The organism is Curtobacterium sp. VKM Ac-2887 (genome assembly GCF_015350935.1).
In the GTDB taxonomy this organism is placed as follows: Bacteria; Actinomycetota; Actinomycetes; order Actinomycetales; family Microbacteriaceae; genus Curtobacterium.
In genome coordinates, this window is the sequence record NZ_JADKSB010000001.1 from 138,628 (window position 1) to 165,359 (window position 26,732).

Genomic DNA, 26,732 nt, shown 5'->3' on the forward strand with positions numbered 1-26,732 from the left:
CCTTAGCCGACCCGCTCGGCGCGGCCGAAGATGCCCTGCGGCCGGAACAGCAGGATGAGGATGAGGATGACGAGGGCGGTGGCGTACTTGAAGTCACCGGGGAGCACGAGGTTCGTGAGCTCGACGACGACGCCGATGATCATCGACCCCACCAGCGCGCCGTAGGCCGTCCCGAGACCACCGAGGGTCACCGAGGCGAACATGAGCAGGAGCAGCTGCAGGCCGGTCTGCCAGTTCACGCCGTTCAGCACCAGGCCGAGCATCACGCCGGACAGGCCGGCGAGACCCGCGGCGAGGGTCCACACGAACCGGATGACCCGGTCGACGTCGATGCCGGACGCCGCGGCGAGCGCCGGGTTGTCCGACACGGCGCGGGTGGCCCGGCCGAAGCGGGTCTTCGCCAGGAACAGGCCGGTGGCGATCAGGACGACCAGCGCGATGCCCATCGCCACGTAGGACTGCACCGTGAGCGTGACCCCGGCGAACCGGACGGTCTCGGGGTTGCCCTGCTGGATCCGGACGGTCGCGGCGCCGAAGAAGTACTGGAACGCGTACTGGGCGGCGATCGACAGACCGATCGTCACGATCATGAGCTGCGTGAGGCTGATCCGCTTGCGCCGCAGTGGCCGCCAGATCCCGGCGTCCTGCAGGTACCCGGTCGCCGCGCACAGCAGCGTGACGACGATACCGGTCACCCAGATGTTCCAGCCGAGCTGGTTCGCGAACACGTAGGCCAGCAGCCCGCCGAGGGTGACCTGCTCGCCGTGCGAGAAGCTCGACAGCCCCGTCGTGCCGTAGATGAGCGAGAGGCCGATCGACGCCAGTGCGATGAGCAGGCCGAGGCGGATCCCCGAGGCGAACTGCTGCCAGGCCCGCTGCGGGCTGACGCTCGACGAGTCCGTCGTGGTGGTGGCGCCCTTCTGGTCGGACAGCTGGAAGATCTGCCCGACGTTGGCGTTCAGGGTCGCCTGGACCTTGCGTTCCGCGTCCGCCGCGTTCGTCAGGTACTGGCCCTTCGGCAGGGTGTCCTGGTCGACGCTCACGGTGTACTCGCCGGCCTCGTCGACGCTGACCGACCAGCGGCCGTCGGCGTTCGTGGTGGCGGTCTCGGCGAAGCCGCCGGGCCCGGCGACGTCGACGTCGACGTCGCCGGCCGGTTCCCGCTCGGAGTCGGTGATCGTGCCCTGGATGCACCCGTTCGTCGGGCTGACGGTGCAGGCCTGGCTGGTCGCCGGTGCCGACGTGGCACTGAAGGCCGGCAGGGTGACCGCCCAGTCGATCAGGAAGGTCGCCAGGAACGCGGCGACGAGCACGGCCGCCAGGACCGGTCGTCGCCGGGCCTGGCGGAGGCGGAACAGGCGCGGCTGCGCCCGTCCCGGAGGAGTGATGGATCCCACGGAAGAGCCTCTCGTTCGGATGTCGAGTGACGCTATGGGGATTGTGTGACACCCGTGTTTCCAACTCGTTCCCGCTGTGAGTCGTCGCGCAACCGTGACCTGTGTGGAGGAGCGCCGCGATCCGTTCTCCCAGGCGGAACGCGGAATAGCGGGACGGCCCACGCGCGTTACCATGTCCTATCCGGAACCCGCCGTTGCGTTCTCGGTGTCTCGACCACTTCACTCGCCCACGAAGGGGACCCATGGACCAGCCGGATCCGTTCGGATTCATCGGACTCACGTACGACGACGTCATGCTCCTGCCGGGGCACACCGACGTCATCCCGAGCGAGGCGTCCACCGCGTCCCGGCTCACCAGGCGGATCTCCGTCAACGTCCCGCTGCTCTCCGCAGCGATGGACACCGTCACCGAAGCCCGCATGGCCATCGCCATGGCGCGGCAGGGTGGCATCGGGATCCTCCACCGCAACCTCTCCATCGAGGACCAGGCGGCCTACGTCGACAAGGTCAAGCGCTCCGAGTCGGGCATGATCACCAACCCGGTGACCACCACCCCGGACGCCACCGTGGCCGAGGTCGACGCGATCTGCGGACAGTTCCGGGTCTCCGGCCTGCCCGTGGTCGAAGCGGACGGCACCCTCGTCGGCATCATCACCAACCGCGACATGCGGTTCGTGGCGACGTTCGAGCAGTCGACCACCTTCGTGCGCGACGTCATGACCAAGGCGCCGCTGATCACCGCGATGGAGGGCATCGACCCCGAAGAAGCCATCGCGATCTTCGCGCAGCACAAGATCGAGAAGCTCCCGCTGGTGGACGCCGAGGGCAAGCTCCGCGGCCTCATCACCGTCAAGGACTTCGACAAGAGCGAGCAGTACCCGGACGCCACCAAGGACGACGAGGGCCGACTGCGCGTCGGTGCCGCGATCGGCTTCTTCGGCGACGCCTGGCAGCGTGCCGAGGCCCTGCGTGACGCGGGCGTCGACGTGCTCGTCGTCGACACCGCCAACGGCGAGAGCGAAGGCGTGCTCGACATGGTGCGCCGTCTCAAGGCCGACCCGTCCTTCGCGGACATCGACGTCATCGGCGGCAACGTCGCGACCCGTGCCGGTGCGCAGGCGCTCATCGACGCCGGTGTCGACGCCGTCAAGGTGGGCGTCGGACCCGGCTCGATCTGCACCACCCGCGTCGTCGCTGGCGTCGGCGTCCCGCAGGTCACCGCCGTGTACGAGGCGTCCCTCGCTGCGCGCGAGGCCGGCGTGCCGATCATCGCCGACGGTGGCCTGCAGTACTCGGGCGACATCGCCAAGGCCCTGGTGGCCGGCGCCGACACCGTCATGCTCGGTTCGCTGCTGGCCGGCACGGACGAGTCCCCCGGCGACCTGGTCTTCGTGGGCGGCAAGCAGTTCAAGGCGTACCGCGGGATGGGCTCCCTGGGCGCACTGCAGACCCGCGGCAAGAAGACCTCGTACTCGAAGGACCGCTACTTCCAGGCGGACGTCCCCAACGACGACAAGCTGATCCCCGAGGGCATCGAGGGCCAGGTGCCCTACCGCGGCTCGGTCGGCAACGTCGTGTACCAGCTCACCGGTGGACTCCGGCAGTCGATGTTCTACGTCGGCGGCCGCACGATCCCGGAGCTCAAGGCCCGCGGCAAGTTCGTCCGCATCACGGCTGCCGGGCTCAAGGAGTCGCACCCGCACGACGTCCAGATGGTCGTCGAGGCACCGAACTACCGCAGCTGAGCCGACTGCACCCCGAACGCCCCGCTCCCCACCGGAGCGGGGCGTTCGTCGTCTGCCGGCAGTAGTGTCACGGCATGGTCAGCGCCGTCTCCCACACCACGATCGACTGCCGTGACGCCTTCGCTCTGTCGGAGTGGTGGAAGCAGGTCCTCGGCTACGTCGACATCGCCGACGACCCGAACGGCCCCGGGCACGAGGAGTGCATGATCACCGCTCCCGACGGCTCGCACCAGGTGCTGTTCATCCAGGTGCCCGAGGCGAAGTCCGTGAAGAACCGGATCCACTTCGACCTGCGTCCCACCGACCGCACGCGCGATGCCGAGGTGGAGCGGCTGCGGGGCATCGGTGCGACCGAACTCGCGGACCTCCGACACGACGACGGTGGGTGGGTGGTGTTCGCCGATCCGGAGGGCAACGAGTTCTGCGTGCTGCGTTCCGTGGCTGAACTCGACGGCTGACGCGCGGGCTGCGCGGCTCGCCGATCCCTGATCCTCCGCACAGAAACGATCACGGCTCGGTAACGAAACACTTTCCGTACCGCCCCGTCACACGGGCGAAACACCGGGACCCTACGTTTCTCGACATCCAGTGGAGGCGCCGCGTTCGACCCGAAGCGGCACGGCCTCCGCGCAGAGAAAGGGCTCCACGGATGATCAGAACCACCCGTGCCACCACGGCACTGGCGTTGGCAGGCGCAGCAGCCGTCCTGCTCGCCGCGTGTTCCACCACCAGCAGCGGCGACTCCCCGTCCAGCTCGGCGTCGAGCGATGCGAAGAAGGACCCCGCCGCCAGTTGCAAGGCCCCCGACACCCCCAGCACCGACGCACTGAAGATCGGCACGATCCTGCCGCTCACCGGTTCGCTGGCGTACCTGAACCCGCCCGCCGAGTCCGGTGTCGGCCTCGCGGTCAAGGACATCAACGCCGCGGGCGGCGTCCTCGACAAGGACGTCACCATCGACCCGGCGACGGACTCGGGCGACAGCAACGACATGACCGTGTCGAGCTCGGCCGCGACGAAGCTCGTGAACGCGAAGGTCCCGGTCGCGATCGGCGCCGAGTCCTCGTCGGTCACGCTCAACGTCATCGACCAGCTCACCAGCAACTGCATCGTCGAGATCTCGCCCGCGAACACCGCGAGCGACCTGTCCGGCTACTCGTCGTACTACTACCGGACCGCTCCGCCGGACTCGGTGCAGGGTTCGGCGCTCGGTCAGCTCGTGACCGGTGACGGCAACGCCAAGGTCGCGTTCCTCGTCTTCAACGACACCTACGGCACGGGCCTCCGCAACTCGGTGCAGTCCGCGGTCGAGGCCTCCGGTGGCCAGGTCGTCTACGGCGGCAAGGGCGAGGGCCAGGAGTTCCCGCCCGGTCAGACCACGTTCTCGTCCGAGGTGACGGCCGCACTCGCAGCCAAGCCGGACGCGATCGTCGTCCTGGCCTTCGACGAGACGAAGTCGATCATCCCGGAGCTCGTCTCGCAGGGGAACACGGCGAAGATCTACATGTCCGACGGCAACACGGCCGACTACTCGAAGGACTTCGACAAGGGCACCCTGACCGGCGCCCAGGGCACCATCCCCGGTGCCTCGCCGAAGGACGACTTCAAGAAGCAGCTGTCCGCCTTCTACAAGGACTCGTCGAACAAGACGCTCGCCGACTACTCGTACGCGGCGGAGTCCTACGACGCCACCGTCCTCGCCGCGCTCGCTGCGGTGAAGGGCAAGGGCACCGACTCGGGCACGATCCAGGCCAACATGGCTGCGGTCTCCGGAGCGGACGGCGGCACCGAGTGCGCCACGTTCAAGGAGTGCGTCGCGCTCCTCGACGACGGCAAGGACATCCACTACACCGGCCCGTCCGGCATCGGTCCGTTCGACGACAACAACGACCCGTCGAGCGCCTACATCGGCATCTACAAGTTCGACGGCGACAACAAGCCCGTCTACCAGAGCGCCATCCAGGGCGCGGTCAAGAAGTAACCACCACTACCGGTCCCACTCTGGGCCCGAGTCTCGGCTTCACGGAGCCGAGACTCGGGCCCAGCGACGTTTCTCGGTTTCGCGCACGCGAGAACTGTCGCACACGCCGAGACTCGGGCCAGGCGCGGCGCGGACAGACGGACTGGAGGCCCGGGGCGCGTCCGTCAGGCCGGCTCGGCCGGAGCAGGTGCGAGCGCTCGGCGACGGGACGCCCGCGCGGCGGCGAACGAGTCCGCCGTCAGCACCACGAGCGCCAACCACACGATCCCGAAGCCGAACCAGCGCGCGGGCGGCATGGCCTCGTGCTGCACCACCACACCGACGAGCAGCTGCATCACGGGCGCCAGGTACTGCGTCAACCCGAGGGTCGACAGGCTCACCCGACGCGCCGAGGACGCGAAGAGCAGGAGCGGGACGGCTGTCGCCGGGCCGGTGAGCACCGTCACCAGGACGTGCACCCAGCCTTCGCTCGTGAACGTCACGCCGCCGCCGAGCCCCGTCGCGCCGAGCACGACCAGCGCCACGACCGCGATCGGCAGCAGCCACACGGTCTCGATCGTCAGACCGCTCAGCGCGTCGACGGTGCCACCGACGCGCTTCTTCACCAGGCCGTACAGGCCGAACGAGCACGCCAGCACGAGCGAGATCCACGGCACCTGGCCGTAGCCGACGGCGATCACGACGACCGCCACGACGCTGATGCCGACCGCGGCCCACTGCGCCGGCCGCAGGCGTTCGCGGAGCACGACGACGCCGAGCGCGATCGTCACGAGCGGGTTGATGAAGTACCCGAGGGCGGCCTCGACCGTGTGGCCGGTCGTGGTCGCCAGGACGTACACGGTCCAGTTCACCAGGATGAGGACCGCGGCGAGCCCCATCACCGCCATCACCCGGCGCTGCGCCATCAGGGTGCGGGTCCGGAGCCACGAGCGGGTGACGGCGATCGCGACCGCGCAGAACACCAGCCCGAAGACGATCCGCCAGGCGACGATCTCGAACGCGCCGGCCGGGGCCATCGCCGCGAAGAGCAGGGGCATGAGGCCCCAGAGCCCGTACGCGATGATCGCCTGCACGACGCCGACGGATGCCTCGCTGCGGACGGGTCGCGCGGGACTCGGTTCACTCACGGAACCATCCTAGGAACGGCCACCGACGGGCCGGGCGTGCCACGGGCCTCCCGGTCGGAGCACGTGCACGCAACGGATCTACCGGAAGCCCGCAGACGCACGAACGCCCCGCCGGCCGACAGGCCGAACGGGGCGTTCGCGTGGAGTACTGGACTCAGTTGACGACGACCGCGAGGACGTCGCGGGCCGACAGGACCAGCAGGTCCTCGCCCGAGTACTTGACCTCGGTTCCGCCGTACTTGGAGTAGATGACCTTGTCACCCACGGCGACGTCCAGCGGGACGCGGTTGCCGTTGTCGTCGATGCGACCGGGGCCCACGGCGACGACCTCGCCCTCCTGGGGCTTCTCCTTCGCGGTGTCGGGGATGACCAGACCGGATGCAGTGGTCTGCTCCGCCTCGACCTGGCGGATGACGATGCGATCCTCGAGCGGCTTGATGCTGACGGCCACGGTGACCTCTTCTTTCTCGGTACGGACTCGGTACAGATGAAAACCGGGTTGGCACTTCGCACAGGAGAGTGCCAACGCCAACTCTAGGGGGCCACTGGCACTCGGTCAATCCGAGTGCCAGCACATCAGGGGAACATCCAGCACCTGGGAGGATCGGGACATGGAAGCCGCCGAACTCGCCGCACTGCTGACCCCCGACGGGATGGCCCTGCTCGACCGTACCCCCGGTGTCTCGGACGGCGGCGAGATCGTCCGGGTGGTGTCGCGGCTCCGTGCCGAGGGCCACGACCCGCAGCTCGTCGCGGCCGTCCTGACCCAGGCCAAGCTCCGGCAGAAGGCCCGTGGCAAGTTCGGCGACTTCGCCGGACGCATGCTCTTCACCGAGGCCGGACTCGAGCAGGCCACCCGCCTGCAGGTCGCCGCGCAGCACGCCGGGCGCTTCGCCGCTGCCGGGCTGACCCGGGTCGCCGACCTCGGGTGCGGGATCGGCGGCGACGCGATGGCGATGGCGGCCCTCGACCTCGACGTCACGGCGGTCGACCGTGACGAGGTCACCGCGGCGGTCGCCACGCACAACCTCGCGGTGTGGCCGAACGCCCGGGTCGAACTGGGCGACGCGGCCTCGTTCGACGTCTCCCGCGTCGACGGCATCTGGATGGACCCCGCACGTCGGACCTCCGGCCACTCCGACACCCGCCGGTTGGCCGACCCGGACGACTGGTCACCCTCGTTGGACACCGTGTTCGCCACCGCGACGACGACGCCGACCGGCGTGAAGCTCGGGCCGGGCATCGACCGCGACCTGATCCCGGACACCGCCGAGGCGCAGTGGACGTCCGTCGACCGCGAGGTCGTCGAGCTCGCGCTGTGGTTCGGGCCACTCGCCCGACCGGGCATCCGCCGAGCGGCGACCGTCATCGGTGCACACGGCATCGCCGAGATGACCGGCCCGGCAGACTCCGAGGACGCCGAGGTGGGGCCACTCGGGGCTTACCTGTACGAACCGGACGGCGCCGTCATCCGCGCACGGCTCATCGGCGACCTCGCCCGCACCCTGGAGGGCCACATGCTCTCCGACGGGATCGCGTACGTCACCTCGGACCGCGCCGCGACCACGCCCTTCGCCCAGGGCTTCCGGGTGCTCGACACCATGCCGCTCGACGTCAAGCGGCTCGCAGCGCGGCTCGCCGCCGACGGCATCGGCACCGTCGAGATCAAGAAGCGCGGCGTCGACGTCGACCCGGCGCAGTTCCGCAAGCGCCTGCGGCTACGCGGGGCCGGTCGTGTGACCCTCGTGCTCACCCGACTGGAGGGCCGGCACACCGCGATCCTGTGCGAGCGGCTCAGCTGAGGAACGCGCCGGTCCCCGAGTCGTAGCCGTAGTCGGAGTACGAGCTCTGGCCGATCACGCCGAGGAAGATGATGAAGGCGATCCAGATCAGCCAGACGCCGGTCATCACCCAGCCGGCGATGATGCCGGTCAGGGCGAGCCCTCGGCCGGCCTCACCGTTCTGCTTGATCTTGCCGAGCGCGACGTGGCCGAGGATCGCGCCGGCGGGGCCGAGCAGGATCGCGATGAACCACATCAGGACGGCGGCGAGTCCGAACACGATCGACAGGATCGCCAGCGTGTTCGTCTTCGGGCGCTGCGCGTAGGGCTGGTACGCCGTCGCACCGTAGGCACCCGCGGGCGCGTACGGCTGCTGCTGCGGCTGCGCGTAGGGGTTCTGACCGCCCTGCGGCTGCGCGTACGGGTTCTGCTGGCCGTGCGGGTTCTGGGCGGCGCCGTACGGGTCCTGCGGCGCCTGCGGTGCCGAGTACGGGTTCTGCGGCTGCTGCGGAGCCGCGTACGGGTTCGACGGCTGCGGCTGGCCGTACGGGTTGGACTGCTGCGGCTGACCGTACGGGTTCGGCTGCTGCGGTGCCGCGTACGGGTTCGACGGCTGCTGCTGCCCGTACGGGTTGGACTGCTGCGGCTGCTCGGGAGCCGACGGGGCCTGTGGTGCGTCGGGGGCCTGCGGTGCGTCCGGAGCGGACGTCCCCTCGGGCTGCCCGCCGGTCGTGCCGCCCGGCGTCGTCTCGCCCGGCTTCGGCCACTCGTTCTGATCGGACACCGTCCACCCCTCTCGGCGCCCGGTCTCTCCGACGCCACGTGAATCCTCCCACAGGCACCCGAGGGCCGACCGGTCGGAGCCCGGACGGTTCAGACCTGGACGGTCGTCACCGGCAACGTCGAGTCGGCCGCGATCCCGAGGTCGCTCGGCGCGTGCCCCTCGGCGACCAGGCGTGCGCCGACGGCAGCGATCATGGCGCCGTTGTCCGTGCACAGGTCGAACGGCGGGATCCGCAGCTGCACCCCCGCAGCGGCGCACCGCTCCTCGGCGACCTGCCGTAGCCGAGCGTTCGCGACCACACCGCCACCGAGCAGGAGCCGGTCCACGCCGGTGTCGCGGCACGCGTTCAGGGCCTTGGTCAGCAGGACGTCGACGACGGCTTCTCGGAAGCTCGCCGCGACGTCGGCCACGGGCACCTCGCGCCCTTCGTCGCGGCAGCGCTCGACCCAGCGGGCGACGGCGGTCTTCAGTCCGGAGAACGAGAAGTCGTACCGGTGCGCGGCCAGGTCCTTCGGCAGCGTCAGGCCGCGGGGGAACCGGATGGCCTTCGGGTCGCCGTCGGCCGCGGCCCGGTCGATCTGCGGCCCGCCGGGGTACGGCAGGCCGAGCAGCCGCGCGACCTTGTCGAACGCTTCACCCGCGGCGTCGTCGATGGTCTCGCCGAGCAGTTCGACGTCGCCGACCAGGTCCTTCACGAGCAGCAGCGAGGTGTGCCCGCCGGACACCAGCAGGGCGATCGTCGGCAGCTCGATGTCACTGCCGTCCGTGCGCAGGACGTCGGCACCGACGTGCCCGACCAGGTGGTTCACGCCGTACAGGGGCTTGCCGGTGGCGACGGCGAGCGCCTTCGCGGCACCGACCCCGACCATGAGCGCGCCCGCCAGACCCGGCCCGGCGGTGACCGCAACGGCGTCGAGTTCGTCGAGGGTGACCCCGGCCCGCTCGAGTGCCTCGTGCAGCGTCGGGGTCATCGCCTCGAGGTGCGCCCGCGCGGCGACCTCGGGCACGACGCCGCCGTACCGGGCGTGCTCGTCCATGCTCGACGCGATGACGTTCGCGAGCAGCGTGCTCCCCCGCACGATCCCGACACCCGTCTCGTCGCAGCTCGTCTCGATGCCGAGCACCAGTGGTTCAGCCACGCTCATCGAGCGCCTCCTGTCCGATCGGGCCGACGGTCGACGTCGTCGGCGTCGGCGCCGCGTCTGCTGCGACCGGCAGCTCCGCCCGCATCACCCACGCGTCGACGCCGTCCGGCTGGTAGTACCGGGGCCGGGTCGCGATGTGCTCGAACCCGAACGCCGTGTACATCGACTGCGCGACGGGGTTGTCGGCGCGGACCTCGAGGAACACCTCGCGCACACCGCGGCGACGGGCCTCCTCGAGGAGGTCCGTGAAGAGCACCCGCCCGAGTCCCTTACCGCGCTGCTCGGCTGCGACCGCGATGGTCTGCACGTCGGCGACCGGGTTGCCCGCCAACGAGGACAGTCCGGCGTACCCGACGACCGACGGCGCGGCCGAGTCGTCGACGGTCTCGATCACGACGTAGTACCCGTGCGGCGAGTACAGCTCGCCCGACATCTGCGACGCCGACCAGGCGTCCGTCGGGAACGAGACGTGCTCGAGCCACATGATGTCGTCGAGGTCCTGCGGGTGCGCCCGCCGCAGACGGAGCCCGTCCGGCACCGTCACTGCTTCACCCGCTTCGGCGCACCCGGCACCGTGACGTCGGGTTCCCGCAGGTAGAGGGGGGTGTCCTGGTCGAACCCCGCGCCGGACCGCAGGCGGTCCGCGGCGAGTGATCCGAGCCTCCAGGCAGGGATGGACGGGGCCGTCACGCGGTCCCAGCCCACCGCTTCGGGCCGGGAGGCACGGATCGCCTCGTCGAGATCGGCGGGCCTGGCGAGACCCGGACCCGCAACGCGCGTGCCGGTCTGGTCGTACGCGCTCCAGTAGACCTCGCGCCGGCGGGCGTCCGTCAGGACGACGAACGGTCCGTCCCGTCGGCCGTCGCGCTCGTCGGCCGCGACCGCGTCGTGGCTGACGAGCGGCAGGACGGGGACGCCGACCGCGGCGGCGAAGGTGCGGGCGGCGGCGATGCCGACGCGCAGACCGGTGAACGGGCCGGGGCCCATGCCGGCGACGACGCCGGTGACGTCCGCGCCGGTGATGCCCGCTTCGGCCAGCGCCTCGGCCAGGAACGGGCCGATCACCTCGGCGTGCCGGCGGCTGTCCTCGGTGTCGCGGGTGGCGAGGGGCGTGCCGGTGGCCGGGTCGACGACGGCCACGGACGTTCCGGCGGAGGTGTCGATGGCGAGGAGCACCCGTCCATCGTAGGCGGGGTGCGGCGAGGGGTCAGTCCTCGTCGAGGCTGCCAGCGACCGCGTTCCAGATCTCGTCGGCACGCCAGCGCTCGCGACCGCCTCTGCCCGCTCGCCCGAGTGACCGTACCCAGCCGTAATCCTCGGCCCGACGGAGCAACGCGGATGCCGTCGGCTGTGACACGCCGAGCGCCCTCCGGACCGACGCAACCGTGAGGACGGGGTTCTTGAAGATGACGTCGACGAGTCCGGGGAGGGCGGATCGCTCCGCACGGGCCGCGAGCCGGTACCGCTCGCGGATCTCGACCAGCTTCCGGATCCGTTCCGCGCTGTCGTTGGCACGAACCGTGACGGCCTCGGCGAAGAACTGGACCCATTCGTCCACCTCGCCTCGCTCGCGAACGGCCTGCAGACGCTCGTAGTACTCCGTGCGGTGCTGCTCGAAGTAGCCGGAGATGTGCAGGATGGGCGCCGGCAGGATTCCGTCCGAGATCAGCGAGAAGCCGATCAGGAGGCGCCCGATCCGGCCGTTCCCGTCGAGGAACGGGTGGATGGTCTCGAACTGGTAGTGCATCAGGGCACACTTCACCGTGACCGACATCGACTCCAGTGGTGCGTTCACGAAACGCTCCCAGTCGTCAAGCGTCTCGGGAAGGTGGTCCTGGTGCGGTGGGATGAACCGTGCAGTCTCCGGTCGAGCGTTCGGAGATCCGATCCACACTGGTGAGCGACGAAGCTCACCGGGCGACTTCTCGTCTCCACGGACCTCCCGCATCAGGGTCTCGTGGAGCGAACAGATGAAACGTTGGGTGATGGGGAGATCTGCGAGGAGCGCCACTCCCTCGCGGGCGGCCCGGAGGTAGTTGTCCACCTCGCGGAGATCCTCGTCGAGGATCTCGTCGTCGTTCTCGACGCTGAGCACATCGCTCAGTGACGCCTGAGTTCCCTCGATGCGCGAGCTCGCCAGCGCCTCCTGCGCCATGGACGGGCCGAGCAGGAGTTCTGGTTCCTGGACGAGCTGCCCGAGCCCCGCGAGCCGACCGATCGCGATGTCCGCGCGGGACACTGCGGCGTTCGTCACCGGCTCGAGGACGAGCTCCCGTGGCAACGGCGCCGGGAGGAAGTAGGCATGTGGCCACTCCGACAGCGGACGCGTGGCGAGTGTGCCGAAGCGTTCTGATCGGAAGTCTTCTCGGCGCATCCTGTCATCATAAGCAAAATGGGCTTTGAGTTATAAGTTCTGATGGAACTTCCAAATGGTCACGCGTTGTCCGTCGTGATCGCACGGCGAACGATGTCGACGGCACTGGCGACCGCACGCTCGCGCACGACGACGACGTCGTGTTCGGACTCGTGGATGAAGACGGTGACACCACGACGAGCACCGCAGTAGTCGACGATGCCGTGCTCGACCTGCGTCCGGAAGGCCTCGCCGTACCCGTGGCGTTCGTAGACGCCTACGTCGTCCTCGGCGATCGGCACCAGGTGCACCCGCAACCGGCCGAGGTTCCGTCGCATGCCGCCGTCGGGGTCGACGTCGAAAGCCCAACCGTTGACGAACACGCGGTCGATCCAGCCCTTGAGCAGCGCGGGCATCGACCACCACCAGACCGGGAACACCAGGACGAGGTCGGTTGCCTGGTCGACACGACGCTGCTCGGCGACGACGTCGGCCGGGGCATCGGTCCCGGTGCGGTAGGTGTGACGGTCGGCGAGGGTGAAGCGCGGGTCGAAGTCCTCGGCGGCCAGATCGGCGATCTCGACGGAACCCGCGGACAACGCGTCGCGCAGACGCTGCGCGAGGTGGCTCGTCAGCGAATCGGGGTCCGGGTGGGCGGTGACGATGAGCGTGGGCACGGTCCATCTTCACCGTGGAGGCTGCCCGGTGCCTGGATCGTCGGCACCACGCCTGGTCATCGGTGCTGAGTCAGAGGGAGACGTCGGCCCACCGCGGGCCGGTCGCGGTGACGACGACACGGCGGGGCTCATCGGGGACCTCGTCCGGGTCTGTGTCCTCAGCGGCGGCGGACCCGGCATCGGCACCGGTGGCCCGGGTGATCTCGACGTCGAGCACGCTGTCGCTGATGCCGTCGACCATGCCGCGGCCCCACTCGACCACGACGATCGACGCATCCCAGTCGAGGTCGAGGTCGTCGAGCTCGACGGGGTCGGACAGCCGGTAGGCATCGACGTGCACCAGGTCCGGGCCGGCGGTGGTGGGGTGCGTCCGGGCGAGGACAAAGGTCGGGCTCGACACCTGACCACGCGCGCCGAGGGCGGCGCCGAGGCCACGGGTCAGCGTCGTCTTGCCGGCGCCGAGCGGCCCGGTCAGCACGACCAGGTCCCCGGCACGCAGGACCGCGGCCAGCCGCGCCCCGAGCTGGCCCATCGCATCGGTGCGGTCGACGGCCGTGTCCAGCAGGACCCGAGCGGCGCCGGTCACGACCGGTCGCCCCGCAGGTACTCCCCGACGTGTCCCTCGATGTCGTGGCCCTCGTAGAACCGTGGCACGCGGGGCCCGATGCGGCAGACGATCTCCTCGCCGATGGTGCCGAGCGCACGGCCCCAGTCGAGGACGGTCATCTCGTCGTGCTCGCCGGTGCCGAACAGGGTCACGGTGTCGCCGGTGCGGACGTCGTCGTCGCCGACGTCGACCAGGAACTGGTCCATGGCCACACGGCCGGCGACCGGGTAGCGCTTGCCGCCGATCGCGACCTCGATGCGGCCCTGCGCCAGACGGGGGACGCCGTCCGCGTACCCGACGGGCACGAGCGCGAGGGTGGTCTCCGAGTCGGTGCGGTACGTGTAGTCGTACGAGACGCCGGTGTCGACGGGCACCCGCTTGGTCTTCGCGACCGACGCCGTCAGGGTCATCACGGGTTCGAGCCCGAGGTCCGCCGCCGAGACACCGTCCGCGCCGGGGATGCCGAACAGGTTCGCGCCCATCCGGACCATGTCCTTGCGGAACTCCTTGCGCTCCAACCCGGCGAGCGAAGCGGCGACGTGCTCCATCGGGAGCTCGAGCCCGAGGTCGTCGGCCCGCTCCACGGCGTCGTCGAAGAGCGCCACGGCGTCGGCGTCGTCCTGGTCCGAGGACTCCGCCAGGTGCGTGTACGCCGCGACGACCTCGATGCGGCCGGCGCGCTGGGCGTCCAGCGCGAGCGACACGAGCGCTGGCCAGGCCGCCGGGGTCGCTCCGTCGCGGTGCAGCCCGGAGTCGAAGCCGAGGTGCACGCGCGCGGGTCGCTGGTCGACGGCGTCGATGACGCGCTGCAGCTCCGGCACGTTCGAGACACCGAGGTCGACGGCGGAGTCGATGGCGTCGCGGAAGTCGAGTGCGGGGTCGTGCTGCCAGGTGAAGAGGTGGACGTCTTCACCGACGCCGATCGACCGCAGACGCAGGGCCGCGGGGACCGTGAGCACCCCGATCCACCGGATGCCGGCGTCCACCGCGGCGAGCGCGATCGGCTCGAGACCGTGGCCGTAGGCGTCGGCCTTCATGATCGCCATGACCGCGACGGGGTCCATCCACTCGCGGACCAGGTCGAGGTTCGCGCGGTAGGCGTCCAGGTCGATCCGTGCCTGGCGCAGGGGTGCGGAGCTCACGTCGTCCTCCGGTGCACGCTGTGGCCGACCCGGGCGACCACCTCGTAGTTGATGGTGCCGATCGCGGCGGCCCAGTCCTCGACCGCGGGGTCGCCGTTCGCCGGGTCGCCCCAGAGCACGGCTTCGTCGCCGATGCTGACGTCGGCGTCGCCGATGTCGACGTGCATGGCGTTCATCGCGACCCGTCCGACCACCGGGAACGTGCGGTCGCCGATCCGGACCGAGACCCGGTTGCCGAAGTCGCGGTCGAACCCGTCGGCGTACCCGAGACCGATGACCGCGAGGCGGGTGTCGGTCGACGCCCGCCAGGTGTAGCCGTAGGACACACCCTCGCCGGCGCGGACGTCGACGGTGCGGAGCACGGCGGCGGTCACACGCATGGCCGGCCGGAGGCCGAGGTCGGCGGAGGTGCGGTCGGCGAACGGGCTCAGGCCGTACAGGGCGAGTCCGACGCGGGACAGGTCGCGGCGCGTCTCCGGCACGGCGATGCTCGCGGCGCTCGCGGCGAGGTGCACCAGGTCGGGCACGATGCCGTTGGCGGCGAGGCCGTCGAGCGCGCGCTGCAGTGCGGCGTCCTGGTCGAGGTCGTCCGTGCGCGACGCGTTCGACAGGTGCGACATCAGCCCCTCGACACGGGTGCGGTTGCCACCACGGGCGAGGGCCCCGGCGGTCGCGAAGAGTTCGGTCCACTCGGACTCGACCGCACCGTTGCGGCTGAGGCCGGTGTCGACGCAGATGTGCACGGCGCCGACCTCGGAGTCGGCAGCGGCGGACAGCTGCTCGACGCTCGACACCGCCGGGGTGATGCCGTACTGCGCTGCCCGGCGGAAGTCCTCGTCCGGGGCGTGCAACCAAGCGAGGATCCGGACGTCCTCGTCGATGCCGCCCTGCCGGAGCGCGACGGCCTCGTCGATGTCCGCGACGCCGAGCCACTCGGCACCGGCGTCGACGAAGGCCCGTGCGGCGTCGAGCGCGCCGTGGCCGTAGGCGTTGGCCTTGACGACCGGGATGACACCGGCCGGTGCGACCTGCTCGGCGATCGTCGCGTAGTTCTCGATCAGCGCTTCACGATCGACCGTGATGCCGGTGAACGCACTCACTTCGTTGTTCCCTCCAGGACCACGAACGCGGTCGCGATCCCTCCATCATGCGAGAGCGACAGGTGCACGCTCGTCACGCCACGCGCATCCGCCACCTGTCGCGCCTGTTGGTGCAGCGTCAGCGACGGGTTGCGCTGGTCGTCCGACACGACCTCGAGGTCCTGCCAGCTGAGCCCGGCACTGGAGCCGAACGCCTTGATCAGGGCTTCCTTGGCCGCGAACCGCGCAGCGAGCGACGCGATCGGCCGTTGTTCGCCGTCGCGGACCTGCTCGGCCGGGGTGAACAACCGCGCACGCATCGCCGGCGTGCGCGACAGCACCCGTTCGAACCGCTCCAGGTCCACCACGTCGACCCCGATGCCGATGATCATCGTGCGACTACTCGACGGTGACCGACTTCGCGAGGTTGCGCGGCTGGTCGACGTCGAGGCCCTTGGCCGCGGCGAGCTCCATGCCGAACATGTGCAGCGGCGCCACGGCGAGCAGCGGCTCGAACAGCGGGGTCGCGAGCGGGATGCGTAGCACCTCGTCGGCGAAGGGCAGCACGGCGGCGTCGCCCTCTTCCGCGATGGCGATCACGCGAGCGCCACGGGCGCGGATCTCCTGGATGTTCGACACGACCTTCGGGTGCAGCGACCGCGGGTCACGCGGCGACGGCACGATGACGAAGACGATCTGCCCGGGCTCGATGAGCGCGATCGGGCCGTGCTTGAGCTCACCTGCGGCGAAGCCCTCGGCGTGGATGTACGCGAGCTCCTTGAGCTTGAGCGCACCCTCGAGCGCGATCGGGTAGCCGACGTGGCGACCGAGGAACAGCACGCTGCGGGTGTCCGCCATCCAGCGCGCCAGGTCCTTGATGCCAGCGGCGTCGTCGATGGTCTGCTGCAGCTTCGGGGCGAGGCCCTCGAGCTCGGCGACCTGCTCGGCGATCTGCTCCGCCGTCATGGTGCCGCGGAGGGTGGCCAGGTGCAGCCCCAGCAGGTACAGCGCGACGCCCTGGGCGATGAAGGCCTTCGTCGACGCGACGGCGACCTCGGGCCCGGCGTGCGTGTAGATCACGGCGTCGGACTCGCGCGGGATCGTCGCGCCCTGGGTGTTGCAGATCGACAGCACCTGCGCGCCCTGCTCGCGGGCGTACTTGACGGCCATGAGCGTGTCCATGGTCTCGCCGGACTGGCTGATCGAGACGACGAGCGTGCGGTCGTTCAGCACCGGGTCGCGGTAGCGGAACTCGTGGGCGAGCTCGACCTCGACCGGGATCCGGGCCCACTGCTCGATGGCGTACTTGCCGAGGATGCCGGCGTACGCAGCGGTGCCGCAGGCGATCACGATGACGCGGTCGACCGTGGCCAGACGCTCGGCGATCGGGTCGAGGTCGGTCAGGGTGACGGCACCGTCGTGCACGCGGCCGAGGATCGTCTTGGCGACGGCCTCGGGCTCCTCGCTGATCTCCTTCGCCATGAACGAGGACCAGCCGCCCTTGTCGGCGGCGGAGGCGTCCCAGTTCACCTCGAACTCGCTCGGGGTGGCCGGGGTGCCGTCGAAGTGGATGACGTCGACGCGGTCGGGGCGGATCGTGGCGATCTCGTCCTGCCCGATCGCGAGCGCGCGCTGTGTGTAGGCGACGAACGCGGCGACGTCCGAGCCCATGAAGTTCTCGCCGTCGCCCAGGCCCACCACGAGCGGGGAGTTGCGACGGGCGCCGACGACGACGCCGGGCTGGTCGGCGTGCACGACGAGGAGCGTGAACGCCCCGTCCAGTCGCTGCACGGCCTGCTGCATGGCGGCGGTCAGGTCACCGGTCTCGCGGAACGCCCGACCGACCAGGTGCGCGGCGACTTCGGAGTCGGTCTCGCTGCGGAACTCGATGCCCTCGGCCTGCAGCTCGGCGCGCAGCTCGGAGAAGTTCTCGATGATGCCGTTGTGGATGAGGGCGAGCTTGTCGCCGTCGGCCAGGTGCGGGTGGGCGTTGCCGTCCGTCGGGCCGCCGTGGGTCGCCCAGCGGGTGTGCCCGATGCCCGTGGTGCCGTCCGGGATCGGCGACGACTCGAGCTCGTCGACGAGGGCCTGGAGCTTGCCCGCCTTCTTGGCGGAGACGAGGTCCCCCGCAGGGTCGACCACGGCGATGCCCGCCGAGTCGTAGCCGCGGTACTCGAGGCGACGGAGGCCACCGAGGAGGACGTCCTGGCTGCTGTTGCTGCCGACGTAGCCGACGATTCCACACATGGAAGCGATCCTACGGTCTGCCTGAGCGCGGACCCTGCGAAGCAGCAGGGCTGGGGATAACGTTTCGGCCATGGGACGCTTTGACGACATCGCCATCACCACGCTGCACGGCGAGGACACCACGTTCGGCTCGTTCGCGGACAAGGCGGTGCTGGTCGTGAACGTGGCGTCGCGGTGCGGTCTCGCTCCGCAGTACGAGCAGCTCGAGGCCCTCCAGAAGCAGTACGGCCCGCGCGGCTTCACGGTCCTCGGGTTCCCGAGCAACCAGTTCCTGCAGGAGCTCGGCTCGTCCGAGGCCATCGACGAGTACTGCTCCACCACGTGGGGCGTCACCTTCCCGATGTCCGAGAAGGTCAAGGTGAACGGCAAGAGCGCGCACCCGCTCTACCAGGCGCTCAAGGAGACCCCGGACGCCGACGGCAAGGCCGGACGGGTCAGCTGGAACTTCGAGAAGTTCCTCGTCGCCCCCGACGGCACCGTCTCGCGCTTCCGTCCGACCACGAAGCCGGACGCCCCCGAGGTGATCGCGGCCATCGAGGCCGCCCTGCCCGCCTGACGCACCGCGTCCTGCGGACGCACACCGAGCACTGGACGGGAGGCCCGGTAGAGGTGAGCCGGTCAGCTCACCTGCACCGGGCCTCCCGTCTGTACGCTCGTCCCCATGCCGATCCCGGAGACCGCCGTCGCGCACCCGACCCCGTTTGTGGAGATCCCGCGGCACGAGTGGTCGCAGCTCGCACCCAAGGAGCACCTGTCGCTCACCGAGACCGAGATCGTGCAGCTGCGCGGGCTCGGCGACCGGCTGGACATGCAGGAGGTGCAGGAGGTCTACCTCCCGCTGTCACGGCTGCTGACGCTCTACGCGGCCGGCGCCCGCAACCTGCACGCGTCGACATCGGCGTTCCTGGGTGACCGAGCCGGACGCACGCCGTTCGTCATCGGCGTCGCGGGCTCCGTCGCCGTCGGCAAGTCGACCGTCGCCCGACTGCTCCGCGAGCTGACGAAGCGCTGGCCGGACACCCCGCGGGTCGAGCTGGTGACCACCGACGGCTTCCTGTACCCGAACGCCGAGCTCGAGCGTCGCGGGATCATGGACCGGAAGGGCTTCCCGGAGTCCTACGACCGTCGCTCCCTGCTGCGGTTCGTCAGCCAGGTGAAGAGCGGCGCGACCGAGGTCCGGGCGCCGTACTACTCGCACCTGGTCTACGACATCGTGCCGGACGCCGAGATCGTCGTCCGCCAGCCGGACATCCTCATCGTCGAGGGCCTGAACGTGCTCGCCCCGCCGGTGCACGGGCGGCTCGCGCTGTCCGACCTGTTCGACTTCACGATCTACGTCGACGCCAAGACCAAGGACATCGAGGCCTGGTACGTCGACCGGTTCCTGGCCCTGCAGGAAGAGGCGTTCTCGAGCCCGGACTCCTTCTTCCACCGGTTCGCCTCGCTGTCGCGCGACGACGCGGTGCGGACGGCGACCGAGGTCTGGCGGGCGATCAACGAGCCGAACCTGCTCGAGAACGTCCTGCCGACCCGGTCCCGCGCGACCCTGGTGCTCAAGAAGGCCGCCGATCACAAGGTGAACTCGGTCCTGCTCCGCAAGATCTAGCGCGGGCGCGCGCGGGTGCGCGCGGGCTTGCACCCCGGTATGGGCGTCGCGCCCCCAAGAGTCGGGGCGCAACGACCGCAGCGGGGCGCGCGACGCAAGCGGGGCGCGACGCGGTCGCGTGCTCGCCCGATTGCGCCCCGGTACGGGCATCGCGCCCCGAAGAGTCGGGGCGCAACGACCGCAGCGGGGCGCGAACGCGGCGCGCGCGCAGCGCGAAGTCGCGCCCGCCCTACGCGGCGTCGAGCGCCAGGCGGTCCTGCACGACGGCGGCGAGCTCCTCGGCGATGCGCTGAGCGTCGTCCTGCGAGGCGGCCTCGACCATCACGCGCACGACCGGCTCGGTACCCGACGGACGGAGCAGGACCCGACCGGTGTCACCGAGCGCTGCTGAAGCCGCGGCGACCGCGTCCTGCACACCCTGGTCGGCGAGACCGTGCCGGTCGACGCCGCGGACGTTGAGCAGCACCTGCGGGAACACCGTCATGCACGAGGCGAGCTCCTGCAGCGACTTCCCGGTGCGCGCCATCTCGGCGACCAGGTGCAGCCCGGTCAGGATGCCGTCGCCCGTGGTGGCGTACTCGTTGAAGATGATGTGGCCGGACTGCTCGCCACCGATGGAGTAGTCGCCCTCGTTCATCTTCTCGAGCACGTAGCGGTCGCCGACGCCGGCCTCGATCACCGTGATGCCCGCGTCTGCCATGGCGCGCTTGAGCCCGAGGTTGGACATGACCGTCGCGACGAGGGTGTCGTCCTTCAGCCGCCCGCGCTCCTGCAACGACAGCGCCAGGATCGCCATGATCTGGTCACCGTCGATGGCGTTGCCCGCGGCGTCCACCGCCAGGCAGCGGTCGGCGTCGCCGTCGTGCGCGATGCCGATGTCCGCGCCGGCAGCCAGGACGGCGCGGGACAGGTTGTCGATGTGGGTCGAGCCGACACCGTCGTTGATGTTCCAGCCGTCGGGCTCGGCGCCGATGAGCGTCACGCGGGCCCCGGCGTTCACGAACACCTCGGGCGAGACGCCGGCGGCAGCACCGTTGGCGCAGTCGAGCACGACGTGGATGCCGTCGAGCCGGTGCGGCAGCGTGCCGAGCAGGTGGACGACGTAGCGGTCCTCGGCGTCGGCGAACCGGGTGATCCGACCGACGTCGATGCCGGTGGGGGTCGGCGCGGAGTGGTCGTGCATGGCCGCTTCGATGCGGTCCTCGACCTCGTCCGGCAGCTTGCGACCACCCGTGGCGAAGAACTTGATCCCGTTGTCCGGGGCGGGGTTGTGCGACGCGGAGATCATCACGCCGAAGTCGGCGTCGATGTCCGCGACGAGGAACGCCGCAGCGGGAGTGGGGATGACCCCGGCGTCGAGCACGTCGACGCCGGCGGAAGCGAGCCCGGCCGCGACGGCGGCACCGAGGAACTCGCCGGAGACGCGCGGGTCGCGCGCCAGGACCGCGCGCGGGCGCGGTCGACCGGACGCCCGGCGGGCGTCGGCATGGTGTCCGTGTGTGAGGACGGCCGCGCTCGCCTGGGCAAGACCCAGTGCGAGCGCGGCCGTCAGCTCGCCGTTGGCGAGACCACGAACCCCGTCGGTACCGAACAGACGCGGCATTGCGATCTTCAGCCGGTGACGACTAGCGCTTCGAGAACTGCGAAGCCTTGCGGGCCTTCTTGAGACCGGCCTTCTTGCGCTCGATGACGCGGGCGTCACGGGTGAGGAAGCCGGCCTTCTTGAGGGTCGCGCGGTTGTTCTCGCGGTCGATCTCGTTCAGCGTGCGGGCGATGGCGAGGCGGAGTGCGCCGGCCTGACCCGAGGGGCCGCCACCGGTGATGCGGGCGACGACGTCGTACGAGCCGAGGAGCTCGAGGACCTTGAACGGGTCGTTGATGAGCTGCTGGTGCAGCTTGTTCGGGAAGTAGTCCTCGAGCGAGCGACCGTTCACGACGAACGTGCCGGAGCCCGGAACGAGGCGAACGCGCGCGATGGCCTCCTTGCGGCGCCCGACGGCACCGCCGGAGACGTTGAGGATCTGACGGGGAGCAGCCTCGGCAGCGGCGGGTGCGCTCTCCGTGGTGAAGCTCTCCGGGGTCTGGTCGAGGGAATCAGCGATCTGAGCCATGAGTTTCTCTATGTCCTTGAAGTCGTCGTGGCCGGAACTACTGTGCGACCTGGTCGAAGATGTACGCCTTGGGCTGCTGCGCGGAGTGCGGGTGCTCCGCGCCGGCGTAGACCTTCAGCTTCTTGAGCTGCTCGCGACCGAGGGTGTTCTTCGGCAGCATGCCGCGGATCGCCTTCTCGACGGCGCGGGTGGGGTGCTTCTCGAGCATCTCCGGGTAAGAGGTCGCCGTCAGGCCGCCCGGGTACCCGGAGTGGCGGTAGTAGACCTTCTTCGCGAGCTTCGAACCGGTCAGGGCGACCTTGTCGGCGTTCACGATGATGACGTAGTCACCCATGTCCATGTGCTGGGCGAAGGTGGCCTTGTGCTTGCCGCGCAGGAGCGCCGCGGCGTGGGTGGCGAGACGGCCGAGGACGACGTCGGTCGCGTCGATGACGATCCAGTCGTGCTGGACGTCTGCCGGCTTCGGTGAGAACGTGCGAGTCACAGGAGTGCTGCTTTCGTGTCGAGGTGAGGAGTCCGTGAATCCCACTCCGGTCGGGGTTCCCCGCGGCAGAAGCCGGCGGAACGCCCGGATGGAGGGCTCATCTGACTGTCCGGCGCGCGTGGCGCACAGACCAAGGCGAGAGCCTAGCCGACGCGGGTCGCGTCGGTCAAACGCAGCCACTGCCGGACGGGAGGCCCGTGGCGGCCTGGCCACGGGCCTCCCGTCCGTCCGTGGGTCGCGCCCACCCCCGCATGGTGAGCAGCAATGGTCGGGTCGCGCACGGCGAACCCGACCATTCCTGCTCACGAAGTGCCCCCGTGGGGCGTGGGGACTACTCCGCGGCGGCCGCGGTCCTCCGGCGGCGGACGATCAGGACGCCCGCACCCGCGGCGAGCAGCAGGAACGCGATGAGCGCACCGACACCGAGGCCCTCGGCACCCGTGAACGCGAGCTGCCCGTCAGCGGTGATCGTGATCGGGGTCCAGCCGATCAGGCTCCCGTCCGCGGCCGTCACCGCGAGGCGGTGTGCACCAGCGGGGGTGTCCGACGGGATCGTGACGCGCACCGTGCCGTCAGCGCCGACCGTCACGGTGCCGAGCAGCGTCGGGGTCGAGTACAGCCACACGTTCACGACGTCACCCGCGTACTGCGTGCCGACGGTCACCGTGATGGTCTCCCCCGCACGAGCCGACGACGGCGCCGAGACGCTCCCGCGGTTCGCGTCGGTCAGACCGGTCTCCGACGGGGCCACCGGCGGCACCGTGCTCGGCGCGGACGGGGTCGGAGCAGGGGTCGGCTTCGACGTGGGCGTCGGGGTCGGGGTCGGGGTCGAGCCGCCGTCACCCGGCGTCGGGGTCGGGGTCGGCACCGGAGTCGGGTCGGTCCCGGGGTCCGTGCCGGCAGCGTCGAGGTCGAACCCGACCAGGATCGGGTCGTGGTCGCTCGCGCGGAACACGTCGTCGGTGTACAGGTCCGACGCGTTGTAGTTGTAGCGGCTGTACTCCAGACCCACCGACTCGACCGAGTTGATGTTCCAGATGTCCACGCCCGTGACCGTCTCGAGCGCGGCCTTCGACGCGAACACGTGGTCCAGCGAGCCACTCAAGCCGGAGAACACGTACGAGTACTCGGTGGCGTCGAGTGCCGGGCCGAGGTCGGTGTAGCCGGCGTCGTCGAGGACGACCACCGGGTCCTCCTTGCTGTAGGCGTTGAAGTCGCCGAGCATGAAGACCTTGTCGGTGCCGTACTGCGCCTGCATGTCGGTGGAGAAGGTCACGAGGGCCTTCGCCTGGCGCACCCGGTCGGCGTTGGAGGCGCCCTGGCCGTCACCCTGGTCGGCGTTCTCGCCGGTGCCGGAGCCCTTCGACTTGAAGTGGTTCGCGATCACCAGGAAGTCGTCGTCCGCGGTGCCGCCGACGGGGCGGAACGCGTCCGCGACGGGCTGCCGGGCGTTCGTGAAGGCGTCGTCGAGCAGGATCGTCGACTCGCCGACGGGTTCGACGCGGTCCTGCTTGTAGATGAGCGCGAGGCGGATGACGTCCTCGCTCGCCGGGACGGTCGCGGGCGACTTCGCGTAGGCCCAGGTGTCCTCGCCGGTGGCGGCGTTCAGGGCGTCGACGAGCGTGGCGACCGCGGCGTCCCGGTCCTGGCCGAAGCGCGCCGAGTTCTCGATCTCCTCGAGCGAGACGACGTCGGCACCGAGGCCGTTGATCGCCTTGACGATCTTGACCTGCTGGCGCAGGAAGTCCTCTTCCTCGGCAGCACCGCGGGCGTCGCAGCCGGAGTTCACCGTGACGGGGTCGCCCGCACGGTCGGTGTAGTACGAGCAGCCGGTGAGCTGGTCACCCGTGGTCGGGAAGTAGTTCAGCACGTTGAACCCGGCGAGCTTGAGGTCGCCGCCGACGTCCTGCGGCTTTGCCTGGCGCACGTTCGAGAACGACGCGGGCAGGTCCGCCGCCGGGGTCGCACCGGTGATCGGCGCGGTCGGCTGGAACTTCCACCCGCTGTTGCGGTAGTCGAGGACGACCGGACCCTCAAACGTGGCGGTCGCACCGACGGTGACCGGGCCCTGGGTGAGCCAGGACACCGGGATGCCCTGGTTGGCCTTCGTCAGGAAGTTGGTGCTGGCACCGTCGTCGAGCGTGACCTTGCGCGCGGCGTTGGACGCCGCGGCGGCCGTCGCCTCGGCGCTGCCCGGACGACCGACCTCGGTCGGCTGGACGAGGCGGCCGGCACCGCTGGCGAGCACGACCTCGCCGTACTGGTTCGTCGTGTAGTTGTCGGCGACCGTGAAGGAGCCCTGCGGGGCGATGAGCATGCTCTCGAGCGACTCGCGCTGCGCGTCCGACGACGGGAACGCGACCGCGGCGGGCTGCGGAGCGACGACGGCGTCGCTGAGCTTCTCGAGCGAGGATGCCCCCGACACCGTCAGCTCGGTCAGGCCGAAGTACTCGGAGACCGCACCGGTGACCCGCACGTGGTCGCCCTCGGCCACCAGCCCGGCGGTCGCGGACGAGAAGACGAAGACGGCGTCGGACGCGGTGTGGGTGCTGAAGTCGATCGCGCCGCCGGTCCCCGGGGTCTGGATCGTGTAGCCGTTGAAGCCGCCGGACGCGTACACCGCGGTGACGACACCGTCGGTGGTGACGGTCTTGCCGGCGTAGGGCGAGGTGTCCGTGGCGCCCTGCAGCTGGGCGATGGTCACGGCCTCGGCGGGGGTGCCGGGGTCCGTCGGCTCCGTCGGATCGGTCGGGTCTGTGGGCTCGGTCGGGTCGGTCGGCGCAGCCGTCTCACCCGCGGCGTTCCGCGGGGTCAGGGTCGTCGTCACCGAGAAGTCCGCGCCGTTGTCGTCGGTGTCCTTCGTGCCCTGGCGGACCAGGCCGTTCGGCACGGCGTTCGCCCCCTCGACGGTGCGCACGGTGCCCTCGAAGGTGTTCGAGGCGCCGTAGCCGAGCAGGTCGACGACGCCAGCGGTGCCGGTCGTCACGGGACCCGCGGCGAGCGCCACCGGCGTGGAGGCGTCGGACAGCACGAGCGTGCCCGTGGTTCCGGAGGGGTTCAGCGAGGCGGTGTCGTCCGCCGTCGGCAGGTCCGCTCCGACCGGGGTGGCGCCGCCGTTGCCGGCCATCGACACCAGGAACGTGCCCTCGGCCGGCACCGTCCCCTCGAGCGCGCTCGTCGAGAAGGCGCCGGAGCTCGTCGCCGAGCGGTACTGCAGCGACCAGCCGTCGAGCGACACCGGGGCGTCGGTCGGGTTGCCGATCTCGATGAACTTCTGGTTGTAGAAGGCGCCGTTGCTGCCCGCCTTCAGGTAGGCCTCCTCGATGACGAGGCCACTCCCCTCGGGGTTCGCGGTCGCTGCGGTGACGGTGACGAGCGGGGCCGCGAGGAGTGTCGCGGCAGCCGTGGCGCACAGCAGAGTGCGCCCGAGGGAGTTGGGCATGCCCGCACGCTACCGACCTGCGGAGTCCCTCAGGTTGCGTCGAGGTAAATGATTGCGTTCGGCAACATCAGGACCGGGCGTTCACTCCCGCCGCGCCCGCGTCTGCTCCGCCCGCCCCGCGAGCTCCTCGTCGGCCGGGTACCCCACCTCGGTCAGCGTCAGCCCCTTCGCCGGCGCCGTCTTGAACGCGCTCGTCCGCGTCTCGGCGACGCGGAGCTCCTCGAGCCGTTCCGGCCCGAACCGTCCCTCGCCGACGGCGATGGTCGCCCCCACCATCGCGCGCACCATGGAGTGGCAGAACGCATCGGCCTGGAGGCGCGCCACCAGCACGCCGTCCGGCTCGCGGTCCCAGCGGAACTCCTGCAACGTCCGGATGGTCGTCGCGCCCTCGCGCGGCTTGCAGAACGTCGCGAAGTCGTGCAGCCCCAACAGCGTCAGCGCACCGCGCTCCATCGCTGCCGGGTCGAGGCTCGCCCCGTGCCAGACCGTGTGCCCGCGCCGACGTGGATCGCGCGGGGCGTCGGCGTCCGCGATCCGGTACTCGTACCGTCGCCAGAGCGGCGAGAACCGTGCGTCGAACCCGTCGGGTGCGACCGACGCCCGGGTGACGACGACGTCGCCCTCGGGTGCCGCGATGCCGTTCACGCGTTTGACGAGCCCGTCCAGCGGCGAGCGCCCCGTGCCGCGTTTGGCGCTGAGCGCGTCCCACTGCTCGGCGGAGAGGTCGAGGTGGGAGACCTGCCCGGTGGCGTGCACGCCGGCGTCGGTGCGTCCGGCGACGGTGAGCAGTGGCGGCTCGCCCCACCGGGTGAAGACGGTGGCGAGGGCGGCCTCGAGCGCGCCCTGCACGGTCCGCAGCCCGGGCTGCCGGGCCCACCCGGAGAACGCGGCCCCGTCGTACGCGATGTCCAGCCGCAGCCGGATCCCGGCAACCTCGCCGCCGCTCTGCGGGCCCGCCGTCTCGTCCACGCGACCACCGTACCGGGGCCGCACCGCGCCTCCCGGCAGCCGGCGGACACCCGTT

Annotated in this window: 25 protein-coding genes; 6 read left to right on the plus strand and 19 right to left on the minus strand. The window is 70.6% G+C overall.

Features of this window, described 5'->3' with window-relative positions; translation table 11 throughout:
- Positions 1 to 2: 2 nt before the first annotated feature.
- Positions 3 to 1,397 (minus strand): branched-chain amino acid ABC transporter permease, encoded by a 1,395-nt coding sequence (locus tag ITJ69_RS00625; protein WP_323742865.1) that lies wholly within the window; start codon positions 1,395 to 1,397, stop codon positions 3 to 5.
- 242 nt (positions 1,398 to 1,639) lie between these two features.
- Here ITJ69_RS00625 and guaB point away from each other — a divergent pair, with 242 nt between their 5' ends.
- The 3 genes from guaB to ITJ69_RS00640 all read left to right on the plus strand — a co-directional run bounded on the left by guaB (position 1,640) and on the right by ITJ69_RS00640 (position 5,123).
- Positions 1,640 to 3,142, plus strand: coding sequence for an IMP dehydrogenase (guaB, locus tag ITJ69_RS00630; protein ID WP_123293173.1), 1,503 nt, complete (start codon positions 1,640 to 1,642; stop codon positions 3,140 to 3,142).
- Positions 3,143 to 3,216: 74 nt separating this feature from the next.
- Entirely contained in the window at positions 3,217 to 3,600 is a 384-nt protein-coding gene (locus ITJ69_RS00635) for a VOC family protein (RefSeq protein ID WP_123293171.1), read from the plus strand.
- A gap of 191 nt (positions 3,601 to 3,791) precedes the next feature.
- Positions 3,792 to 5,123, plus strand: a complete 1,332-nt coding sequence (locus tag ITJ69_RS00640; RefSeq protein WP_123936943.1) for an ABC transporter substrate-binding protein — start codon at positions 3,792 to 3,794, stop codon at positions 5,121 to 5,123.
- 164 nt (positions 5,124 to 5,287) lie between these two features.
- On the opposite strand, the gene rarD is transcribed toward ITJ69_RS00640, so the two are convergent.
- Entirely contained in the window at positions 5,288 to 6,250 is a 963-nt protein-coding gene (gene rarD, locus ITJ69_RS00645; protein ID WP_181437351.1) for an EamA family transporter RarD, read from the minus strand.
- A 154-nt stretch (positions 6,251 to 6,404) separates the two neighbouring features.
- Complete coding sequence (groES, locus tag ITJ69_RS00650) at positions 6,405 to 6,701, minus strand: co-chaperone GroES (RefSeq protein WP_110893972.1); 297 nt, start codon at positions 6,699 to 6,701, stop codon at positions 6,405 to 6,407.
- Between the two features lie 160 nt (positions 6,702 to 6,861).
- On the opposite strand from groES, the gene ITJ69_RS00655 reads away from it, so the two are divergent.
- Complete coding sequence (locus ITJ69_RS00655; protein ID WP_194671723.1) at positions 6,862 to 8,052, plus strand: class I SAM-dependent methyltransferase; 1,191 nt, start codon at positions 6,862 to 6,864, stop codon at positions 8,050 to 8,052.
- On the opposite strand, the gene ITJ69_RS20810 is transcribed toward ITJ69_RS00655, so the two are convergent.
- From ITJ69_RS20810 to glmS, 11 genes are all read right to left on the minus strand, one after another.
- Positions 8,045 to 8,815, minus strand: a complete 771-nt coding sequence (locus ITJ69_RS20810) for a DUF4190 domain-containing protein (RefSeq protein WP_194671724.1) — start codon at positions 8,813 to 8,815, stop codon at positions 8,045 to 8,047. The genes ITJ69_RS00655 and ITJ69_RS20810 overlap by 8 nt on opposite strands.
- Positions 8,816 to 8,904: 89 nt before the next feature.
- Positions 8,905 to 9,960, minus strand: a complete 1,056-nt coding sequence (tsaD, locus tag ITJ69_RS00665) for a tRNA (adenosine(37)-N6)-threonylcarbamoyltransferase complex transferase subunit TsaD (RefSeq protein ID WP_111083431.1) — start codon at positions 9,958 to 9,960, stop codon at positions 8,905 to 8,907.
- Complete coding sequence (rimI, locus tag ITJ69_RS00670; RefSeq protein WP_194671725.1) at positions 9,947 to 10,504, minus strand: ribosomal protein S18-alanine N-acetyltransferase; 558 nt, start codon at positions 10,502 to 10,504, stop codon at positions 9,947 to 9,949. The genes tsaD and rimI overlap by 14 nt, the downstream gene beginning before the upstream one ends.
- Complete coding sequence (gene tsaB / locus ITJ69_RS00675) at positions 10,501 to 11,136, minus strand: tRNA (adenosine(37)-N6)-threonylcarbamoyltransferase complex dimerization subunit type 1 TsaB (protein ID WP_194671726.1); 636 nt, start codon at positions 11,134 to 11,136, stop codon at positions 10,501 to 10,503. Before tsaB ends, rimI begins: the two co-directional genes overlap by 4 nt.
- A gap of 31 nt (positions 11,137 to 11,167) precedes the next feature.
- Positions 11,168 to 12,334: a Fic family protein gene (locus ITJ69_RS00680; protein WP_194671727.1), complete on the minus strand. Its 1,167-nt coding sequence runs from the start codon at positions 12,332 to 12,334 to the stop codon at positions 11,168 to 11,170.
- A gap of 59 nt (positions 12,335 to 12,393) precedes the next feature.
- Positions 12,394 to 12,990 (minus strand): NAD(P)H-dependent oxidoreductase, encoded by a 597-nt coding sequence (locus ITJ69_RS00685; RefSeq protein ID WP_194671728.1) that lies wholly within the window; start codon positions 12,988 to 12,990, stop codon positions 12,394 to 12,396.
- A gap of 70 nt (positions 12,991 to 13,060) precedes the next feature.
- A complete protein-coding gene (gene tsaE, locus ITJ69_RS00690) occupies positions 13,061 to 13,576 on the minus strand; it encodes a tRNA (adenosine(37)-N6)-threonylcarbamoyltransferase complex ATPase subunit type 1 TsaE (protein ID WP_333925014.1) in 516 nt (171 codons plus the stop codon).
- Positions 13,573 to 14,739 carry an alanine racemase gene (gene alr / locus ITJ69_RS00695; protein WP_194671729.1) on the minus strand — a complete coding sequence of 389 codons (1,167 nt, stop codon included), beginning with the start codon at positions 14,737 to 14,739 and terminating at the stop codon, positions 13,573 to 13,575. The genes tsaE and alr (ITJ69_RS00695) overlap by 4 nt, the downstream gene beginning before the upstream one ends.
- Positions 14,736 to 15,839, minus strand: coding sequence for an alanine racemase (gene alr / locus ITJ69_RS00700; protein WP_194671730.1), 1,104 nt, complete (start codon positions 15,837 to 15,839; stop codon positions 14,736 to 14,738). Before alr (ITJ69_RS00700) ends, alr (ITJ69_RS00695) begins: the two co-directional genes overlap by 4 nt.
- A complete protein-coding gene (locus ITJ69_RS00705) occupies positions 15,836 to 16,210 on the minus strand; it encodes a holo-ACP synthase (protein ID WP_123293157.1) in 375 nt (124 codons plus the stop codon). The genes alr (ITJ69_RS00700) and ITJ69_RS00705 overlap by 4 nt, the downstream gene beginning before the upstream one ends.
- 7 nt (positions 16,211 to 16,217) lie before the next feature.
- A complete protein-coding gene (gene glmS / locus ITJ69_RS00710; RefSeq protein ID WP_194671731.1) occupies positions 16,218 to 18,065 on the minus strand; it encodes a glutamine--fructose-6-phosphate transaminase (isomerizing) in 1,848 nt (615 codons plus the stop codon).
- Between the two features lie 70 nt (positions 18,066 to 18,135).
- Here glmS and ITJ69_RS00715 point away from each other — a divergent pair, with 70 nt between their 5' ends.
- Together ITJ69_RS00715 and coaA are read left to right on the plus strand one after the other, a co-directional pair.
- Positions 18,136 to 18,621 carry a glutathione peroxidase gene (locus tag ITJ69_RS00715; RefSeq protein WP_111083439.1) on the plus strand — a complete coding sequence of 162 codons (486 nt, stop codon included), beginning with the start codon at positions 18,136 to 18,138 and terminating at the stop codon, positions 18,619 to 18,621.
- A 105-nt stretch (positions 18,622 to 18,726) separates the two neighbouring features.
- On the plus strand, positions 18,727 to 19,671 hold the full coding sequence (coaA, locus tag ITJ69_RS00720) for a type I pantothenate kinase (protein WP_123339480.1): 945 nt from the start codon (positions 18,727 to 18,729) through the stop codon (positions 19,669 to 19,671).
- Positions 19,672 to 19,900: 229 nt separating this feature from the next.
- Here the strand turns inward: coaA and glmM are convergent, their stop codons facing one another.
- The 5 genes from glmM to truA form a co-directional block, all read right to left on the minus strand.
- Positions 19,901 to 21,274, minus strand: a complete 1,374-nt coding sequence (gene glmM, locus ITJ69_RS00725) for a phosphoglucosamine mutase (RefSeq protein WP_159570572.1) — start codon at positions 21,272 to 21,274, stop codon at positions 19,901 to 19,903.
- Positions 21,275 to 21,296: 22 nt separating this feature from the next.
- Positions 21,297 to 21,782, minus strand: a complete 486-nt coding sequence (rpsI, locus tag ITJ69_RS00730; protein ID WP_111083442.1) for a 30S ribosomal protein S9 — start codon at positions 21,780 to 21,782, stop codon at positions 21,297 to 21,299.
- A 37-nt stretch (positions 21,783 to 21,819) separates the two neighbouring features.
- Positions 21,820 to 22,266 (minus strand): 50S ribosomal protein L13, encoded by a 447-nt coding sequence (gene rplM / locus ITJ69_RS00735; protein ID WP_071259898.1) that lies wholly within the window; start codon positions 22,264 to 22,266, stop codon positions 21,820 to 21,822.
- A 331-nt stretch (positions 22,267 to 22,597) separates the two neighbouring features.
- A complete protein-coding gene (locus ITJ69_RS00740) occupies positions 22,598 to 25,708 on the minus strand; it encodes an ExeM/NucH family extracellular endonuclease (protein WP_194671732.1) in 3,111 nt (1,036 codons plus the stop codon).
- An 81-nt stretch (positions 25,709 to 25,789) separates the two neighbouring features.
- Complete coding sequence (gene truA / locus ITJ69_RS00745) at positions 25,790 to 26,677, minus strand: tRNA pseudouridine(38-40) synthase TruA (protein WP_323742869.1); 888 nt, start codon at positions 26,675 to 26,677, stop codon at positions 25,790 to 25,792.
- Positions 26,678 to 26,732: the final 55 nt, after the last annotated feature.

What these genes read in the sequence shown, in the direction of transcription:
- guaB (WP_123293173.1), top strand. Translation starts at nt 1,640, where the DNA reads ATGGACCAGCCGGATCCGTTCGGATTCATCGGACTCACGTACGACGAC.
- ITJ69_RS00705 (WP_123293157.1), bottom strand. Translation starts at nt 16,210, where the DNA reads ATGATCATCGGCATCGGGGTCGACGTGGTGGACCTGGAGCGGTTCGAA.
- ITJ69_RS00680 (WP_194671727.1), bottom strand. Translation starts at nt 12,334, where the DNA reads ATGCGCCGAGAAGACTTCCGATCAGAACGCTTCGGCACACTCGCCACG.
- ITJ69_RS00635 (WP_123293171.1), top strand. Translation starts at nt 3,217, where the DNA reads ATGGTCAGCGCCGTCTCCCACACCACGATCGACTGCCGTGACGCCTTC.
- ITJ69_RS00640 (WP_123936943.1), top strand. Translation starts at nt 3,792, where the DNA reads ATGATCAGAACCACCCGTGCCACCACGGCACTGGCGTTGGCAGGCGCA.
- ITJ69_RS00740 (WP_194671732.1), bottom strand. Translation starts at nt 25,708, where the DNA reads ATGCCCAACTCCCTCGGGCGCACTCTGCTGTGCGCCACGGCTGCCGCG.
- tsaD (WP_111083431.1), bottom strand. Translation starts at nt 9,960, where the DNA reads ATGAGCGTGGCTGAACCACTGGTGCTCGGCATCGAGACGAGCTGCGAC.
- rpsI (WP_111083442.1), bottom strand. Translation starts at nt 21,782, where the DNA reads ATGGCTCAGATCGCTGATTCCCTCGACCAGACCCCGGAGAGCTTCACC.
- glmM (WP_159570572.1), bottom strand. Translation starts at nt 21,274, where the DNA reads ATGCCGCGTCTGTTCGGTACCGACGGGGTTCGTGGTCTCGCCAACGGC.
- glmS (WP_194671731.1), bottom strand. Translation starts at nt 18,065, where the DNA reads ATGTGTGGAATCGTCGGCTACGTCGGCAGCAACAGCAGCCAGGACGTC.
- ITJ69_RS00715 (WP_111083439.1), top strand. Translation starts at nt 18,136, where the DNA reads ATGGGACGCTTTGACGACATCGCCATCACCACGCTGCACGGCGAGGAC.
- ITJ69_RS00655 (WP_194671723.1), top strand. Translation starts at nt 6,862, where the DNA reads ATGGAAGCCGCCGAACTCGCCGCACTGCTGACCCCCGACGGGATGGCC.
- coaA (WP_123339480.1), top strand. Translation starts at nt 18,727, where the DNA reads ATGCCGATCCCGGAGACCGCCGTCGCGCACCCGACCCCGTTTGTGGAG.